The organism is Phaeobacter sp. (assembly GCF_022825805.1).
Classification (GTDB): domain Bacteria; phylum Pseudomonadota; class Alphaproteobacteria; order Rhodobacterales; family Rhodobacteraceae; genus Phaeobacter.
The window spans coordinates 1-16,046 of the sequence record NZ_JAJDWC010000032.1; the positions used below are offsets into that span (position 1 = coordinate 1).

Consider the following 16,046-nt stretch of genomic DNA (forward strand, 5'->3'; position numbering starts at 1 on the left):
AGCTCTCGACGCTCTGAAGGGGTAAGAAAACCGGGGCGGATCATGAGCCTAACTGAACCGTTTTCACGCATGACGTCAACTCATCAAAACTCGGAAGTTCGATGACGCTAAGTATAACGCGGCATTAACACATATTGGCGAGAGGTTAACGGCTCCGCCCGGGATAAACCCGCCCAGTACAAAACCACCCAGGGCAAAATCAATCTGAACAAAACCGATCTGATGCAAGCCGCGCCCCATCGTGGAGCGCGACAAGAGCCACAGATCCCGTGGTTGTCATAGAAAGAAGAGCGCAAAGCCTGCAGCGCCCGGCCCGGCGCGATGGCTCAACTGCCCCAGATTTTGCGAACGTAGGCCTGCGTCTCGCGGTAGGGCGGCACCCCACCGTGTTTGCGCACCGCTTCTGGCCCAGCATTGTACGCCGCCAGTGCCAAGCGCCAGGAGCCAAACTTGCGGTATTGCTCCGCCAAATACCGGGCTCCCCCTTCGAGGTTCTGTTTGGGGTCCAACGGATCAACGCTCAGGTCTCGCGCCGTTGCGGGCATCAGCTGCGCCAGGCCCAAAGCACCCTTGTGGGATTTGGCCTGCGGGTTCCAATTGCTCTCCTGCTGCACCAACCGTAGGAACAACTCTTCCGGCACCCCGTGTTTGGCGGCCGCAGCTCGCGCCGTTTGCAGGAATGCCCCCTGATACTTGCCCGTGTAGGGCAGAATGCCGTGTTTGGAGGGCACGTGAATGGTCTGCGGCTGCAAGCGCACCGAGTTGTTATATTGCTGCGATGCACGGTTATCGAGCACCCGCGCCTGCGCCGCGAACAGCTTACGTTGGCTCTTGGTGCTGAACATATCGGCTGTCGCCATTTGCGCCGATCCCAAACCGACGATCATGGCCCCCATCAACAGCTTGCGCATAAACCCGCCTTACTCTTTGACCTGTTGGCGGGAACTATAATCGGATTGTTTCAAAAGAAAAGCATTGAGCCACGGTGTTGGGGGATCGCTGGGGCTCTCATTAGGGATCAAGCAGAGCTCTGCCGACGCCCAAAGCGGCACCCTGTCCCAACACATGGGTCATCGGGCGCAAAAACTCTGCCCCGCAGCGGTATATCCCCATCTACTTGGTTTTCAGCCCAGACAGCTGGCTATACTGTTACACCAAACGGGCGCGATGAGATTCGCGACCGGGCGTCGTCTTACCTTTCAGGTCCCGACCAGCCGCAGCGTCCGCTCTGCCGATGCAGGGCCCGCACCGCACTGGCACAGGGATCTGGCTCACTACAACAAAGGACAGATCCCATGGCAGGCTCAGTCAACAAAGTCATCCTGGTCGGCAACCTTGGCCGCGATCCAGAAGTGCGCAGTTTCCAGAACGGCGGCAAGGTCTGCAACCTGCGGATCGCCACCTCTGAGACCTGGAAAGACCGCAACACCGGCGAGCGACGCGAAAAGACCGAATGGCATTCGGTCGCCATCTTCTCCGAAGGTCTGGTGCGCGTGGCCGAGCAGTATCTGCGCAAAGGCTCCAAAGTTTATGTCGAAGGCCAGCTGCAAACCCGCAAATGGCAGGATCAAAGCGGTCAGGATCGCTATTCCACCGAAGTCGTGCTGCAAGGCCTCGGTGGCACTTTGACCATGCTGGACGGGCGCAATGATGGCGGCCAGGGCGGTGGCTACGGTGGCGGTGGCCAGGGTGGCGGCGGTTATGTCGGCGGCGGTGGCGGCGGCTACGACAGCGGCAGCCAGGGCGGTGGCTTCGGCGGCGGCAGCCAAGGCGGCGCCTCGCACAACATCGACGACGACGAAATCCCGTTCTAAGCCAATAGACCAACTGATTCGGGTGCTGGGAATATGCCGTAAGGTCAGCACCTTACCACCCAAGGGTGAGCGAAAATCAGCAATATCAGTTGAAACGTGCCGATCCGGACTGCCGGGTCGGCTTTTTTTGATCCAGAGAAACCGTCGGTTTTGTTGGGAATATCGACAGCACTAATACTTGAAATTTAACCGAAAACTTCAATCCTATCGCAAATTATAGCGTAGAATTGGGAGCTTACACCTCGGCCGCCGCCAGCGGATTAAACGCTCTGTTAGGACATCACTTGCTAAGGCTCTGTGAGGATCCGCAGACGGATCAGCCCGAAATTGGCGGAGTACCGAGTATGATTTCCAGACTAATCCAGAATTCTTCGATCAGAACGAAGATCCTGTTTCTAATTGCCATTCCCTTGTTGATCATCTCGGTGATTTCGGCGGTCGTTCTCTACGGCTTGAACAAACGGGCCAGTTTCGACACCGTGCTGACCCAGGAAATCATGACCGTCACGGGCGAATTGGTTCATTATCTGCAGCTTGAACGCGGCCTGTCCGCCGCGTTCCTGGCCTCCGACAAAACCGCAGTTCCCACCAAGCTGATTGAACAGCGTCAAAAGGTGGAAACAAAACGCGGCGTGATGCTGGGGCTGATTGAAAACGCGGATCTGTCGCTTTTGCACGGCAACACCCGTCAGTTTGTCGAACTGGCCGACGAAGAGTTGCGGACCCTGGATTCCAAGCGCGAGCGCGTCGACAATCGGTCGTCAACACCGAAGGAAACGGTCAGCTTTTACACCTCGCTCAACATCCACCTGCTGGAAACCGCCCTCGCCTTCGAAGTGTTGGTGCATGACACAGAACTGGCCGAACGCGCCATGGCTCTGACCTATTATCAGATGGCCAAGGACGCTTATGGCATCCAACGCGCCATTGGGGCGATTGGCTTCAGCACCGGCTGGACCGAGGAATTGATCCACCGAATGGATCTTGCGGTGGCACAATCGAAAGAGCGGATGCGCGTGTTCCACGAACTGTCTGACGAACTGACAGTGGTCATGGTCGACGCCATGCTGGAGAGTGCCAATTACCAGGATTTCGCCAAAGTGCGCAGCGCGATCCTTTCAGGCAATCCACCTGCCAACATGGACCCGACCCGTTGGTTCGAACTGGCCACCACAGCGATCGGGTCCGTGAAAGGCGCAGAGGACAAAATCCTCAAAGAGCTGGTTGCCGATCTTGGCGCCTATGACGCCGCCAATCAGAACGCCTTCTATCAGACGCTGATCGGCCTGTCCGCCGTGCTGGCGCTGATGTCCATTGGAGCCGTTTTGATCGCCCGCGACATCACCGGCGGCCTGACCAGCGTGACCCAAGCGCTGGAAGACATCGGCGCAGGCCAGATTGATCAGGAAGTGTCTGGCGGCAAGCGCGGTGACGAGGTGGGCAGCATTGCCCGCCAGGCCGAGATCTTGCGCGACCATGCCCTGAAAAAGCGCGAAGCGGACGCCCATCTGGAACGCACCATGTCCGAACAGCAGTTCGTGTCCGACCAGATCGCAACCGCGATGAAACAGCTCAGCAACAAAGTGCTCGCTTTCCGCGTCGACCAGCCCTTCCCTGAGGATTTCGCCTCCCTGCGGACCGACGTTAATGCGCTGGCAGAGACCTTGAATGCCGCCATGGGCACCGTGCGTGAAGCGGCGCTCTCCGTGGGCGAAGACAGCCGCACCATCGCGGCCAATATGGATGATCTCTCCCGCCGCACTGAAACACAGGCCGGCGCGCTGGAACGTTCGACCGAAGCGATGAATGAAATCACCGCCAGCGTAGGCACCTCCGCCAAGAGCGCAAAACAGGCCGAAGAAATCACCGACAACGCACGGTCCACCGTGACCGAATGCGAAACCATCGTGCGCAAAACCGTTGGCGCGATGGATGAAATCCGCACCTCGTCGAATGAGATTTCGCAGATCACCAAAGTGATCGAAGACATCGCCTTCCAGACCAACCTCCTGGCCCTGAACGCGGGCGTCGAAGCGGCGCGTGCCGGAGAAGCAGGTCGTGGCTTTGCGGTTGTCGCCTCCGAAGTGCAGCGCCTGGCGCAGCGCTGTTCGGACGCGGTCTCGCAGATCGATGAAATCACCGCCCGCAGCTCCAGCCAGGTCAAAAACGGCTCACAGCTGGTCAGCTCCGCCGGTAAGGCCATGGCCGATGTCAGCAACCAAGTGAGCGAGATTTCCGATTTGGTCTATTCGATTTCCCAGGGCCTGGACGCACAAGCCACGCAGCTGACCGAGGTGAACCATGCGGTCAACGAAATGGAACAGATGACCCAGAGCAATGTGTCCATGACTGAGGAAACCTCCGCATCAGCCAGCCAGCTGTTCCGTCAGGCCAGCGAGTTGAACACCATGATCGGGGAATTCCAGTTGGACGGCATGGCCGCTGACACCTCCGGCAGCGCAGATCCTGTCGCCAGCGAAGAGGATCTCAGCGACGAGGCATTCTTTGCCAACGCGCAAGTGGCCTAAGGTCGTCTTTTTCTGCCCGGCCTGTCTACAGGGCCAGTGAAAACAACAATCCCCCGCGGACACGGCGCCCGCGGGGGATTTTTTGTCAGCTACCTTTCCGGCCAAATCGGGCTGTCCAAATCAAGCGGACCTAATCGAACTGTTCAGATCAGGCCTGCACCAGTTGCAGTGCCTCCTCCAGCACCGACAGCACGGCGTCTTTGGGCACATCCGCGGTCACGAACGCTTGGCCGATGCCGCGCGCCAGGATGAACCGCAGCTGGCCATCCACCACTTTCTTGTCCTGCCCCATCAGATCCAGCAGCGCCGCAGCATCCGGCAACGTGCCCGGAATATCCCGCAGATCGGTTTTCATCCCCATCGCCGAAAGATGCGCCCGCACCCGGCTGGGATCCTCCTGACTGCACAGACCCAGACGCGCCGACAGCTCAAACGCCAGGGCGCAGCCGATGGCGACGCCTTCGCCATGCAGCAACCGATCACCAAAGCCGGTCGCCGCCTCTAGCGCATGGCAGAATGTATGACCCAGGTTCAGCAGCGCGCGGTCCCCTTGCTCGGTCTCATCGCGCACAACGATGTCGGCCTTCATCTGCACCGACCGTGTCACAGCCTCCACCCGTGCGGCCATGTCACCTGCCGCCAGCGCGGGGCCGTTCTGTTCCAGCCAGTCGAAAAATGCCGCATCGCCCAGCAGGCCGTATTTCACCACCTCGCCATATCCGGCTAGAAAATCCCGCGCGCTGAGCGTGCCCAGCAAACTGGTATCTGCCAGGACCAGCGATGGCTGATGAAAGGCCCCAATCAGATTTTTGCCTTGCGGTGCATTGATGCCTGTCTTGCCCCCAACCGAGCTGTCGACCTGCGCCAGCAAAGACGTCGGGATCTGCACAAACCGCACGCCCCGGCGCAGCACGGATGCGGCAAACCCGGCGAGATCCCCGATCACACCACCGCCAAAGGCAATCACCACGTCGTTGCGTTCCACCTGCTTGTCCAGCAGCCACTCGACTGCGCGGGTGAACTGGGGCCAGGATTTCGTGGCCTCCCCCGGTGGTAGGGCCAGGGCCTCCATCTCGATCTCGGCCGCTGCAAGACCTGCGCGCAACGCGTCCAGATGCTGGCCCGCCACGGTTTCATCCGTCAGCACCGCGACCCGCGGGCGGCGCAACATCGGGCGCAGCCGCGCACCAATACCCGCCAGCAGATCCGGCCCAATCACCACATCATAAGCGCGATCGCCAAGCGGCACATGCACCAGCTGTTCCATTACGTCCACTCCAACACATCTGGTCGCGCCTTCAGCGCGTCAATCACCCGGTCCACCATTTCGTCAATGGACGCCTGCCCATCCGACACCACCGCCAGATCAGCCTCTGCATAAAACGGCACCCGATCATTGTAGATCGAGGAGAGCGTCGCATAGGGATCTGCGGTGCGCAGCAAGGGGCGTGTATCGCGATGCTTCACCCGGTTCCACAACACGTCCAGATCCGCCTTCAGCCACACAGAAACACCCTGCTGCGAGATGGTGTTGCGGTTTTCTTCAGCCAGGAAAGCCCCGCCGCCAGTGGACAGAACACCGCGTTCTTCCTCCAGCAGGCGGGCAATCACCTGCCGTTCCTTCTGGCGAAAAAACGGCTCTCCGTCACGGGCAAAAATCTCTGGGATCGTGCGGTCTGCGGCAACCTCGATTTCGTGGTCGCTGTCCAGAAACGGCACTTTCAGCCGCGCCGCCAGACCGCGCCCGACCGCCGTCTTGCCAGCCCCCATCATACCGACCATGACCACGGTCTTCTTGAGGGTCCAGTGCCCTTTGGGGGAAAGCGGCCCACTAAGCGGCCCGTCAACCTGGGTGTCGGCAGGCGTTTCAACCGGTTCGGGTGGTGTTTGCTCTTTTTCGCTCATAACTTAGTGAATGACGTGATATTGCAAAAAAGGCCATATATAACTTGCGCCAAAAGTCAAAGAAGCAGCGAGCGGACCATACATGGGGCGATTGATTAAATATTTTCTTTACCTTGTCGTTCTCGCGGCAGTTTCGTTGGTGATCTACGCCTATGTCGGCCCTTGGTTTGGGGCCAATTTTGACGCGCCAACCGCCGAGGTGCGCAAACCTGTGGTGTTGAATGCCGACTGACACCCACAGCGGGACAGACGCCAAGCGGCCCGGTGACATGGCAGCGTCCCTGCCGCGCCACGCGGGCCAACGGCTTGCGTTGACCCGCTCTGGTGCGCTGTCGTTTGCGATGGCGCTGACACTGTCTGCAGGCGCAATGACCCCCGCCTCGGCCCAAAACCCCGATCCAGCTGCAGGGCCAGTTCCTGTGTCAGAACGAGGGTCCTCAGGTGGTCCTGCAGCAGGTCAAACAGGCCAGGATCCGCGCGGCGAACAGACACGCCCTGTCGCGCCACAACCGCTCGAGGATCCTGCGTCAGCCAATGCCTTTTCCGCTGCGCCATCAGATCCAACAGCCAGCGCATCACCCGATGCGAGCCGCACAGCGCCAATGTCTGCGATTGATTGGCTCGATACGCCAACCGCCGCAACGGGCGCAGGTCAGACTGCTCCTGGCGGAAATTTACATGGCCAAACTCTTCAGGGCCTGCCTGGCACAGTGCTGCTGGAGCCGCCAGTCACCGGATCGGCCCGCTTGCCCGAAATCACCGTGACACCGCTGGAAGAGCTGGTGCCCCCGATTGGCCTCGTCTCTCCGGCCTCCACCGGGTTGCCGGTGGATCTGTGGCGCGGCAGTGACCCATCCGTGATTGCAACACAATTGGCCAGTGTCAGCGTGGATCATTGGCCTGCCATGCAATCGCTGCTCTTCACGCTCTTGCTGTCGGAAAGCCGCCCGCCTGTCAGCGACCAGGGCGAGGTGATCACCGCCCGGCTGGACCGGCTGATGCAACTGGGGGCGCCCGATCCTGCGCAGGCGTTGGCCGAACAGGCCGATCCCACCAGCAGCCCGGCGCTGTTTCGCCGCTGGTTTGATGCCACGCTGCTGACCGGGGATGAGCAGATCGCCTGTGCCACGCTGAACCAGATGCCACATCTGGCGCCCGACTATGCCGCCCGGATTTTCTGCGCCGCGCGGCTGGGAGATTGGCCCACCGCCGCTGTGCTGCTGGAGGCCGCAAATGGGCTGGGGTTGATGACACGGCGTGATCTGGCGTTGCTCGACAGATTTCTTAATCCCGACTTCTACGAGGAGGCCGCCCCGCTGCCTGCCCCCGCAAACCCGACGCCGCTGGTGTTCCGCCTCTATGAAGCCATCGGAGAGCGTCAGCCCACCTCCAACCTGCCACGCGCCTTTGCCGCCGCGGATCTGCGCGACGTCGCAGGCTGGAAGGCGCAGCTGGAGGCGGCAGAGCGTCTGACCCGCATTGGTGCGCTGAACCCCAACCACCTTCTGGGGCTCTACACCAATCGCAAACCCGCAGCCTCCGGCGCGGTCTGGGACCGGGTCGCTGCGCTGCAACAGTTTGAAACCGCCCTGCAGACCGGCAGCGCCGAGGCCGTAGCCAAAACGCTACCGACGGTCTGGGCCGCCATGCAGCAGGCGCGGATCGAAACGGCCTTTGCCGATCTCTTTGCCGACCAGCTGGCGCAGATCCCGCTGCAGGGGGATGCAGCCGATCTGGCCTGGCGTATCCGCCTTCTGGCACCGCGTTATGAAACCGCCTCGCACAGCCTGCCGCAGCAAACGGACAGCGCAGTCTTTTGGGCCTCCATCGCCCAGGGCCTGCCCGACATGGCCCGCGCCACCACCGGTCGCGACCAGGCGATCGCCGCAGGCTTTGCCGATGGCGCGCGTCCCCCCGCGACGGTCCAGCGCATGTTGGACAGCGGTCAGTTGGGCGAGGCAATCCTGCGCGCAATGACCCTGTTTGCCCGCGGTGCGCAGGGCAATCTGGGCGATCTTACCGGTGCCTTGACCACGTTCCGCAGCGTCGGGCTCGAAGACACCGCGCGCCGCGCGGCGCTGCAATTGATGATCCTTGGCCGCCAATCCACCTTGTAAGCGGCCCCGCATCGACCACGCTTTGGCCCACACGCCAGGGTTCGTTCCCGCCTCGCCCATCAACACACAGGAGCCACATGCATGACCGCCCCCCGCGATGATCTGACCTGGATCTCCACCTTTCTGGATGCGCAGGCCGCAGATCTGGGCGCGGCGCACAACACGCTTCTGGCTTATGGGCGCGACCTCAAAGATGTGGCCGCCTGGCTGGCCGCGCGTGGCAGCGGATTTGGCGCGGCCACCCGCGACCAGATCGAAGCCTATATGATTGCCTGCGATGGCGAAGGGCTGTCGCGCGCCACCCGTGCCCGGCGCCTGTCAGCAATCAAACAGATCTATCGTTTCGCCTTTGATGAGGGCTGGCGCGATGACAACCCCGCCATTCAGATCAAGGGTCCAGGCCGCAAGAAAGCCCTGCCCAAAACGCTGGAGGTGATCGAAGTCGACAAGCTGCTGGACGCGGCCCGTCAATCCGGCCGCAATGACAGCGACCGCATCCGCAACACCTGCCTGATGGAACTGCTCTATGCCACCGGTATGCGGGTCAGCGAATTGGTCGGCCTGCCGGTCACCGCCGCACGGGGTGATCCGCGCATGCTGCTGGTGCTGGGCAAGGGCGGCAAAGAACGCATGGTGCCCCTGTCGCCCCCTGCGCGGGATGCGCTTGCGGCCTGGCTGCGTTTGCGCGACGCCGCAGAAGAAAAGAGCATCGCCGCTGGTGCGCCTGCCTCTCGGTTTCTGTTCCCCTCGCGCGGCAAATCAGGTCACCTGACCCGCCATCGCTTCTATCTATTGATCAAGGATTTTGCCGTTGCCGCCGGGATGTCGCCCGATGCGGTATCGCCGCACACGCTGCGCCATGCCTTTGCCACCCATCTGCTGGCCAATGGTGCGGATTTGCGGGCCATTCAAGCGCTTCTGGGCCATGCAGATATCGCAACCACCGAGATCTACACCCATGTGCTGGATGCCAGGCTCAACGAACTGGTGCTGCAGCATCATCCCCTGGCCAAAGAACCGCCCGCAGGTGACGACAGCTAGGCCACAGCGAAACCAGTCCCGTCCCCAGCCCTGCATCCGGCCCCACAACCAGCCTGCAAACCACCCGCGAAACCCGCTCCTGAAACACCTCGGACAGACAGATAAGCCTGCCAAGCGCCGCAATAATCCCACAGCGCGCGTAGCTCTGGGCGGCTGCCCCTTGCGACAGCGCCTGTCGATCCCCATAACCTTGACTATCACACCACACTTGCCGGGAACACGATGGACACCACCTCCGCATTTGCAGATTCCGCCTTCTGGACCACCGCAGGCGCAATCGTCTTTCTTCTGGTCTTGTCGGGCTGTTTTTCCGGCTCCGAAACCGCCCTGACCGCCGCCTCTCGTGGCAAATTGCGCTCTCAGGCCGACAAAGGCTCCAAAGGGGCCAAACGCGCCCTTGCCATCACCGAAGACAGCGAACGTCTGATAGGCTCCATCCTGCTGGGCAACAACCTGGTCAACATTCTCGCAACCTCGCTCGCCACCGCACTGTTCACCCGCGCCCTCGGCGAAAGCGGGGTCGCATTGGCCACCTTGGTCATGACCCTGCTGGTTCTGATCTTTGCCGAGGTGCTGCCCAAAACCTACGCCATCTCCAACGCTGAAAAAGCCGCCTCCGCCGTGGCCCCTCCTATCGGCGTGCTGGTCACCGTGCTGGCCCCCATCGTCGGGGCCGTGCGTCTGTTGGTGCGCGGCGTTCTGCGTCTGTTTGGCGTGCGCATCGACCCGGACAGCCACATCATGGCGGTGCGCGAGGAAATCGCCGGCGCGCTGCATCTGGGCCACTCCGAAGGGGTGGTCGAGAAAGAAGACCGCGACCGCATCCTGGGCGCGCTGGATCTCTCTGACCGCTTTGTCGAAGAGATCATGCTGCACCGCTCCAACATCGAAATGATCGACGCCAATCTCGACCCGCAGAAGATCTTCGAACAGTGCCTCGCCTCGCCCCATACCCGTCTGCCGGTGTTCAAAGACGAACCCGAAAACATCATCGGTGTGGTCCACGCCAAGGACCTGCTGCGCGAAATGTATGCCCAGATCGGTGGGCCGGAGGGCGATGCCGCCGCGCTGCGCAACTTTGACATCACCAGCGTTGCCAAACCGCCCTACTTCGTTCCCGAAACCACCACGTTGGACGAGCAGATGCGCCAGTTCCTGCGCGCCCGCACCCATTTTGCCCTGGTGGTCGATGAATATGGCACCCTCCAGGGTCTGATCACCCTCGAAGACATCCTCGAAGAGATCGTCGGAGAGATCACCGATGAATTCGATCCCGACGAAGAAACCGTGGCGCGCAAAGCGGGCGACGACAACTATCTGGTGGATGGCGCTACCACCATCCGCGATCTCAACCGCGCGATGGACTGGAACCTCCCCGATGAGGAGGCCAACACCATCGCAGGCCTGGTGATTCACGAAGCCCAGATGATTCCCGTTGTCGGACAGGTGTTTTCCTTCCACAACTTCCGCTTTGAGGTCACCGCGAGAGAAGGCAACCGCGTCACGGAGCTGAAGATCAGACCACTTTACTGATCAGCCGCAACCGATTGAAAAACAAACCGCTCTGCACAAAACAGGACGGTTTTTTTGTTTCTGACACCTGCGGCAGGACGCAGTGCAGCTTGGAAAAACCGAAGGATCTGACCGCCGCGAGGTGATTTTTCTGGACTACTGTTCATATGTGTCCAGAATGAACAAAAGGGTCCAGCAACCGGGCTGTACGCTCAGCAAAACAGCCTGAACAAAAACACATCGAACCGGACCACAGCAGAACAGACAAAACCAAATCTGACGAAACGGGGAGCAACCATGAAGACAACAACACGCGTGGCGGTGATTGGCGGCGGTGTCGTCGGATGTTCGGTGCTCTACCACCTGACCAAATTGGGCTGGTCCGACGTGATGCTGATCGAACGTTCAGAACTGACCTCTGGCTCCACATGGCATGCGGCAGGCGGCTTTCATACGCTTAATGGCGACACCAATATGGCGGCCCTGCAGGGCTACACCATCAAACTCTACCGCGAGCTCGAAGACATCACCGGCATGTCCTGTGGCCTGCACCATGTCGGCGGCGTCACCCTGGCAGAGGATCAAGAACGCTTTGATATGCTCAAGGCAGAGCGCGCCAAACACCGCTTCATGGGGCTGGAGACCGAAATCATCTCCCCCGAAGAGATCGCCAAAATCGCTCCTGTGACCAATATCGATGGCATTGTCGGCGGGCTTTATGATCCGCTGGATGGCCACCTCGACCCCTCAGGCACCACCCACGCCTATGCCAAGGCCGCGCGCATGGGCGGCGCCACGATTGAAACCCATTGCAAAGTGGTGGAAACCAACCAACGCCCCGACGGCACCTGGGACGTGGTCACAAACAAAGGCACCATCCACGCCGAACATCTGGTCAACGCAGGCGGGCTCTGGGCCCGCGAGGTGGGCGCCATGGCGGGCGTCTACTTCCCCCTGCACCCGATGGAGCACCAGTATATCGTCACCGACGAGGTACCGATTATTGCCGAGATCATCGATGGCGGCGGCGAGCATCCCCATGTGATGGACCCCGCAGGGGAAAGCTATCTGCGCCAGGAAGGCCGCGGTCTGTGTATCGGGTTTTACGAACAACCCTGCCGCCCCTGGGCCGTCGATGGCACGCCGTGGGATTTCGGCCATGAACTGCTGCCGGATGACTTCGACAAGATCGAAGACAGCATTGCCTTTGCCTACAAACGCTTCCCCGCGCTGGAACGCGCAGGTGTCAAATCGGTGATCCACGGTCCCTTCACCTTTGCCCCCGATGGCAACCCTCTCGTGGGCCCGGTGCCGGGCATGCGCAACTACTGGTCCGCCTGCGCGGTCATGGCCGGTTTCTCGCAAGGCGGCGGCGTCGGGCTGATGCTGGCGCAATGGATGGTCGAGGGGGAGTGCGAGCGCGACACTTTTGCAATGGACTGCGCGCGCTTCGGCGATTGGATCACCCCTGGCTACACCCGCCCGAAAGTCATTGAAAACTATCAAAAACGCTTCTCTATCGCCTATCCAAACGAAGAGCTGCCCGCCGCTCGCCCGTTCCGCACAACGCCGATGTATGACATCTTTGATGGCATGGGTGCGGTCTGGGGCGCGCAATATGGCATGGAGGTGCCGAATTACTTCGCACAAGGTGGCGAGCCGCGCTACGAGACGCCGTCCTTCCGCCGCTCCAACGCCTTTGACGCCACCGCCCGCGAGGTCAAAGCCGTGCGCGAAGCCGTCGGCATCAATGAGGTCCACAACTTCGGCAAATACCTTGTAGAAGGTGACGGCGCGCGCCAATGGCTCGACCGCATCATGGCAGGCCGAGTGCCGCAGCCGGGCCGCCTGTCGCTCACACCGATGCTGTCACCCAAGGGCCGGTTGATCGGCGATTTCACCATCTCCTGCCTGTCTGAGGGCGCATTCCAGCTCACCGCATCCTATGGCAGCCAAGCCTACCACATGCGCTGGTTCCTGCAGAACCTGGACCCCGAAACAGACCCGGACGTCACCCTCGAGAACATCTCTGACACCCGCAACGGATTTCAGATCGCGGGCCCGCGCGCGCGCGACGTGCTGCAGGCCTGCACGCGGCAAGACATCTCAGATATGCGCTTCATGGATGTGCGCCGCATGAGTGTCGGCATGGCCGACTGCATCGTACAACGCGTCAGCTATACGGGCGATCTGGGCTATGAAATCTACTGCGACCTGCCCAGCCAGCGCGCCCTGTGGCAAACCCTGTGGTCTGCCGGTCAAGACCACGGCATGAAACCCTTTGGCATGCGGGCGATGATGTCGCTGCGCCTGGACAAATTCTTCGGCTCCTGGCTGCGTGAATTCTCCCCCGATTACACAGCTGCAGAAACCGGCCTCGACCGCTTCATCGCCTTCCAGAAAGACGCCGACTTCATCGGCCGCGCCGCCGCCGAAGCAGAACGCGACACAGGTGCGGCACGTCAGCTTTGCGCCTTTGAGGTCGACGCAGACGACGCCGATGTGGTGGCTTATGAACCGATCTGGCTCGACGGCGCGGTTGTAGGCTTTTGCACCTCCGGCGGCTATTCGCACCATGCGCAGAAATCCATTGCCCTTGGCTTTGTTCCGACAGACAGGGCTACCGCCGATTTGGAGGTCGAGATCGAGATCCTGGGCACCCGGCGTCGCGCGCGGCGGATCACAACCGCGCTGTTTGACCCGGATGGTGCGCGGATGCGGGGCTGACATCAGAGGCCCGAGCAAAACAGCTTTCGGACCAAAATGGGACAGCGACCCTGTCCCATTTCGCGCCCTGTTGCCGCCGCAGCGCGCGCTGACGCTGGGTCACTCACACAACACTTGGGGCACAGCCCGGTCCCAATGTTTCGCGTGCGAAACAATCGGGCAGCTCTGCTGACCTTTCTGCCACCACATATCCCCCGCAACGCGCTCTGCCATTTGCGCATGCTTTACGCCCTCACTGGCTTTACACTCTCTCTGGCTTTGCGCTCTTACTGGCTTTGCGCTTGAAACAGCAGGGCGTTCGCGCTTTCCTCTTGCCATAAATATCCCCGCCGGAGGCATCCGACCTCTGCCGCATATCCCTGCGTTTCGGAGTGTCACACCATGCCCGCCAGCGCCTTTTCTCCCGCCCGCCAAGACAACCAACAGCCGCCCACCCCAGCGGTGGCCATACTGTTGCTCGCCGCCGGGGCCTCGCGCCGGATGCGCGGGCGTGACAAGCTGATGGAGCCTGTCCCAACAGGCCAAGGGGATATGCCGCTGATCCAAGCCCGCGGCCAGGCTGCGCTGGCCACTGGCACACAGGTCTATGCCATGGTCCCGGATACAGACCATCCTCGCACGCGCCTGCTGCGCCAACACTGCCCAGCGGTGGAGCTGGTGCTGGTGCCCGATGCAGCGGAGGGCATGTCGGCCTCAATCCGACGCGGGGTTGCCGCCCTCAAGGATGCGCCTGCAGGCGTCATGGTGCTGCCTGGTGATATGCCAGATCTGACCACCGAGGATCTGAACCGGGTGATGCAAGCCTTTGCGCACCGACCCGAGCAGATCCACCGCGCCACCAGCGCAGATGGCACGCCGGGCCATCCGGTGATCTTTCCGCGCCGCTGTATTGCGGATCTCGCAGCGATCAGCGGTGATCATGGCGCACGTGCGGTGCTGCGGGGGGAAACGCTGGTGCCCGTCGCGCTGCCGGGCCATCACGCGTTGACGGATCTGGACACACCAGAGGCCTGGTCCGCCTGGCGCGCTGCACAAACTGACGGGGAGTAACGGCCCAAAAGCCAACCTCCGCTAAACCGATCTGTTACTGTGGATCAGTGGATCAGCCAATGCGCCTCGCCGCTGCGACGGCGCATCCGCGCGGGCCAGGGTTCGACCAGCGCAGGCATCTGGCGCAGCTCCGGAAACAGGCACAAGACCTCGTCACGCTGCGCCCGGTCACTGCCACGCAACGCCTGATCGGCGGGTTGAAAACACTCGGTCCAGGCCCCATCGGCCAAAACCACCTCATGGTGATCAAACACAAAATGGACGTAACCCACCTGCGTCGTCTCCACCGCATCAACGCCAGACAGCCCCGTCAGATGGCGCGCGGCCAACAGAATGTCGCGGTTTTCAAAATACAGCGCGGTTTCTTCGCCGCTGATCAACACCCGGTGATGGGGGCTCAGCAACAGATCCCGCTCGGGCATCCCCTGCCCCAAAGCCCCTTCGGCAATCAGAACAGGCTGCAGTTCCGGTGCGGCGCGCAAGGCCTGATGATCCAGATCACGGCGGCCGATCCAGCGGATGATCTGCGCGCCATTGTCCCGGGTGGTGACGCGATCGCCAACGCAGAGATCTTCGACGGCGCAGGCCCCGGCAGGGGTGGCAATGGTTGTCCCGGGGGTAAAACAGGGCACGTTGTCGTTCTCCGTCTGGCACAGCAGTCTGGCCCGGTGGCAGGAAGATCCAGCACCGGTGGCACCCATGGACCACGTGGATATGTCTCCTCCAGCACAAACCCTGCGGGATCCACTGGCACTATTCACTATCAGGATCAGACCCGGCCGCTGCGCGCAGCGCCGCCCTCTCCCGTCCTCTCGATTTCGTTAACCCTAGCCAGAGGCCGTGGTCCAAAAAAGAACAAAATCTCAATGAAATCTCGCATCGCGCCTGCTTGATCGGCCTTTACGCTGGCACCTCGCGTGATCTGGAGCAGATCCGAACGGGATCTGAGCCCAGTCTGGCGCGCGGGCAAACATCGGCGGTAACCTGGCTCCAGATTGATCCGAGATCGCTCGCAGAAGAGCCACAGGCGGGTTACCGGCAGCTCACAACCGGGGTTGTCGTCAAATCGCAGCCCCATGGCCGAGAGACCGCAAACTGGCTGCAAACTGGCCACAAACCTACCCCGAGCTGAAACACAAAAAATAGGCGCAGACCGGTAGGCGGCTGGCTGATTGTTTCCAAATTGGATCACGCACCGCATCTGCAGGCCCCGCCCTTGCTGGATTGTAAGCGCGCAAGCCACAATCAGTGCCACCCATAGGTCAGCCGAAATACGCAGGAGGGGCCAGCAATTGATTAGGCAGCACACCTATAAATTCCTTATCATTCGTATTGGCTTGTGCTTCATTTCC

Annotated in this window: 12 protein-coding genes; 8 read left to right on the forward strand and 4 right to left on the reverse strand. The window is 61.2% G+C overall.

Annotated elements, in window-relative coordinates:
- Positions 1–326 precede the first annotated feature (326 nt).
- A complete protein-coding gene (locus tag Q0C28_RS03670) occupies positions 327–911 on the reverse strand; it encodes a lytic transglycosylase domain-containing protein (protein ID WP_293573298.1) in 585 nt (194 codons plus the stop codon).
- 384 nt (positions 912–1,295) lie between these two features.
- Between Q0C28_RS03670 and ssb the strand changes: the two genes are divergently transcribed.
- Together ssb and Q0C28_RS03680 are read left to right on the forward strand one after the other, a co-directional pair.
- Positions 1,296–1,814 (forward strand): single-stranded DNA-binding protein, encoded by a 519-nt coding sequence (gene ssb / locus Q0C28_RS03675; protein ID WP_293573299.1) that lies wholly within the window; start codon positions 1,296–1,298, stop codon positions 1,812–1,814.
- 344 nt (positions 1,815–2,158) lie between these two features.
- On the forward strand, positions 2,159–4,342 hold the full coding sequence (locus Q0C28_RS03680; RefSeq protein ID WP_293573300.1) for a methyl-accepting chemotaxis protein: 2,184 nt from the start codon (positions 2,159–2,161) through the stop codon (positions 4,340–4,342).
- 148 nt (positions 4,343–4,490) lie between these two features.
- Here the strand turns inward: Q0C28_RS03680 and aroB are convergent, their stop codons facing one another.
- Positions 4,491–5,609 (reverse strand): 3-dehydroquinate synthase, encoded by a 1,119-nt coding sequence (gene aroB / locus Q0C28_RS03685; protein WP_293573301.1) that lies wholly within the window; start codon positions 5,607–5,609, stop codon positions 4,491–4,493.
- Positions 5,609–6,247, reverse strand: coding sequence for a shikimate kinase (locus Q0C28_RS03690; protein ID WP_293573302.1), 639 nt, complete (start codon positions 6,245–6,247; stop codon positions 5,609–5,611). Before Q0C28_RS03690 ends, aroB begins: the two co-directional genes overlap by 1 nt.
- Positions 6,248–6,329: 82 nt before the next feature.
- Between Q0C28_RS03690 and Q0C28_RS03695 the strand changes: the two genes are divergently transcribed.
- From Q0C28_RS03695 to Q0C28_RS03720, 6 genes are all read left to right on the forward strand, one after another.
- Positions 6,330–6,479, forward strand: coding sequence for a hypothetical protein (locus tag Q0C28_RS03695; RefSeq protein ID WP_293573303.1), 150 nt, complete (start codon positions 6,330–6,332; stop codon positions 6,477–6,479).
- On the forward strand, positions 6,469–8,364 hold the full coding sequence (locus Q0C28_RS03700; RefSeq protein ID WP_293573304.1) for a hypothetical protein: 1,896 nt from the start codon (positions 6,469–6,471) through the stop codon (positions 8,362–8,364). The genes Q0C28_RS03695 and Q0C28_RS03700 overlap by 11 nt, the downstream gene beginning before the upstream one ends.
- An 81-nt stretch (positions 8,365–8,445) precedes the next feature.
- Complete coding sequence (locus tag Q0C28_RS03705; protein ID WP_293573305.1) at positions 8,446–9,405, forward strand: site-specific tyrosine recombinase XerD; 960 nt, start codon at positions 8,446–8,448, stop codon at positions 9,403–9,405.
- A gap of 222 nt (positions 9,406–9,627) precedes the next feature.
- Positions 9,628–10,938: an HlyC/CorC family transporter gene (locus Q0C28_RS03710; RefSeq protein WP_293573306.1), complete on the forward strand. Its 1,311-nt coding sequence runs from the start codon at positions 9,628–9,630 to the stop codon at positions 10,936–10,938.
- 276 nt (positions 10,939–11,214) lie between these two features.
- On the forward strand, positions 11,215–13,644 hold the full coding sequence (locus Q0C28_RS03715) for an FAD-dependent oxidoreductase (RefSeq protein WP_293573307.1): 2,430 nt from the start codon (positions 11,215–11,217) through the stop codon (positions 13,642–13,644).
- Between the two features lie 381 nt (positions 13,645–14,025).
- The gene (locus Q0C28_RS03720; protein WP_293573308.1) at positions 14,026–14,694 is read left to right on the forward strand and encodes a nucleotidyltransferase family protein; all 669 of its coding nucleotides are present in this window, start codon (positions 14,026–14,028) and stop codon (positions 14,692–14,694) included.
- Positions 14,695–14,738: 44 nt separating this feature from the next.
- On the opposite strand, the gene Q0C28_RS03725 is transcribed toward Q0C28_RS03720, so the two are convergent.
- Complete coding sequence (locus Q0C28_RS03725; RefSeq protein ID WP_293573309.1) at positions 14,739–15,326, reverse strand: Hint domain-containing protein; 588 nt, start codon at positions 15,324–15,326, stop codon at positions 14,739–14,741.
- Between the last annotated feature and the right edge of the window lie 720 nt (positions 15,327–16,046).

What these genes read in the sequence shown, in the direction of transcription:
- Q0C28_RS03670 (WP_293573298.1), bottom strand. Translation starts at nt 911, where the DNA reads ATGCGCAAGCTGTTGATGGGGGCCATGATCGTCGGTTTGGGATCGGCG.
- ssb (WP_293573299.1), top strand. Translation starts at nt 1,296, where the DNA reads ATGGCAGGCTCAGTCAACAAAGTCATCCTGGTCGGCAACCTTGGCCGC.
- Q0C28_RS03680 (WP_293573300.1), top strand. Translation starts at nt 2,159, where the DNA reads ATGATTTCCAGACTAATCCAGAATTCTTCGATCAGAACGAAGATCCTG.
- aroB (WP_293573301.1), bottom strand. Translation starts at nt 5,609, where the DNA reads ATGGAACAGCTGGTGCATGTGCCGCTTGGCGATCGCGCTTATGATGTG.
- Q0C28_RS03690 (WP_293573302.1), bottom strand. Translation starts at nt 6,247, where the DNA reads ATGAGCGAAAAAGAGCAAACACCACCCGAACCGGTTGAAACGCCTGCC.
- Q0C28_RS03695 (WP_293573303.1), top strand. Translation starts at nt 6,330, where the DNA reads ATGGGGCGATTGATTAAATATTTTCTTTACCTTGTCGTTCTCGCGGCA.
- Q0C28_RS03700 (WP_293573304.1), top strand. Translation starts at nt 6,469, where the DNA reads ATGCCGACTGACACCCACAGCGGGACAGACGCCAAGCGGCCCGGTGAC.
- Q0C28_RS03705 (WP_293573305.1), top strand. Translation starts at nt 8,446, where the DNA reads ATGACCGCCCCCCGCGATGATCTGACCTGGATCTCCACCTTTCTGGAT.
- Q0C28_RS03710 (WP_293573306.1), top strand. Translation starts at nt 9,628, where the DNA reads ATGGACACCACCTCCGCATTTGCAGATTCCGCCTTCTGGACCACCGCA.
- Q0C28_RS03715 (WP_293573307.1), top strand. Translation starts at nt 11,215, where the DNA reads ATGAAGACAACAACACGCGTGGCGGTGATTGGCGGCGGTGTCGTCGGA.
- Q0C28_RS03720 (WP_293573308.1), top strand. Translation starts at nt 14,026, where the DNA reads ATGCCCGCCAGCGCCTTTTCTCCCGCCCGCCAAGACAACCAACAGCCG.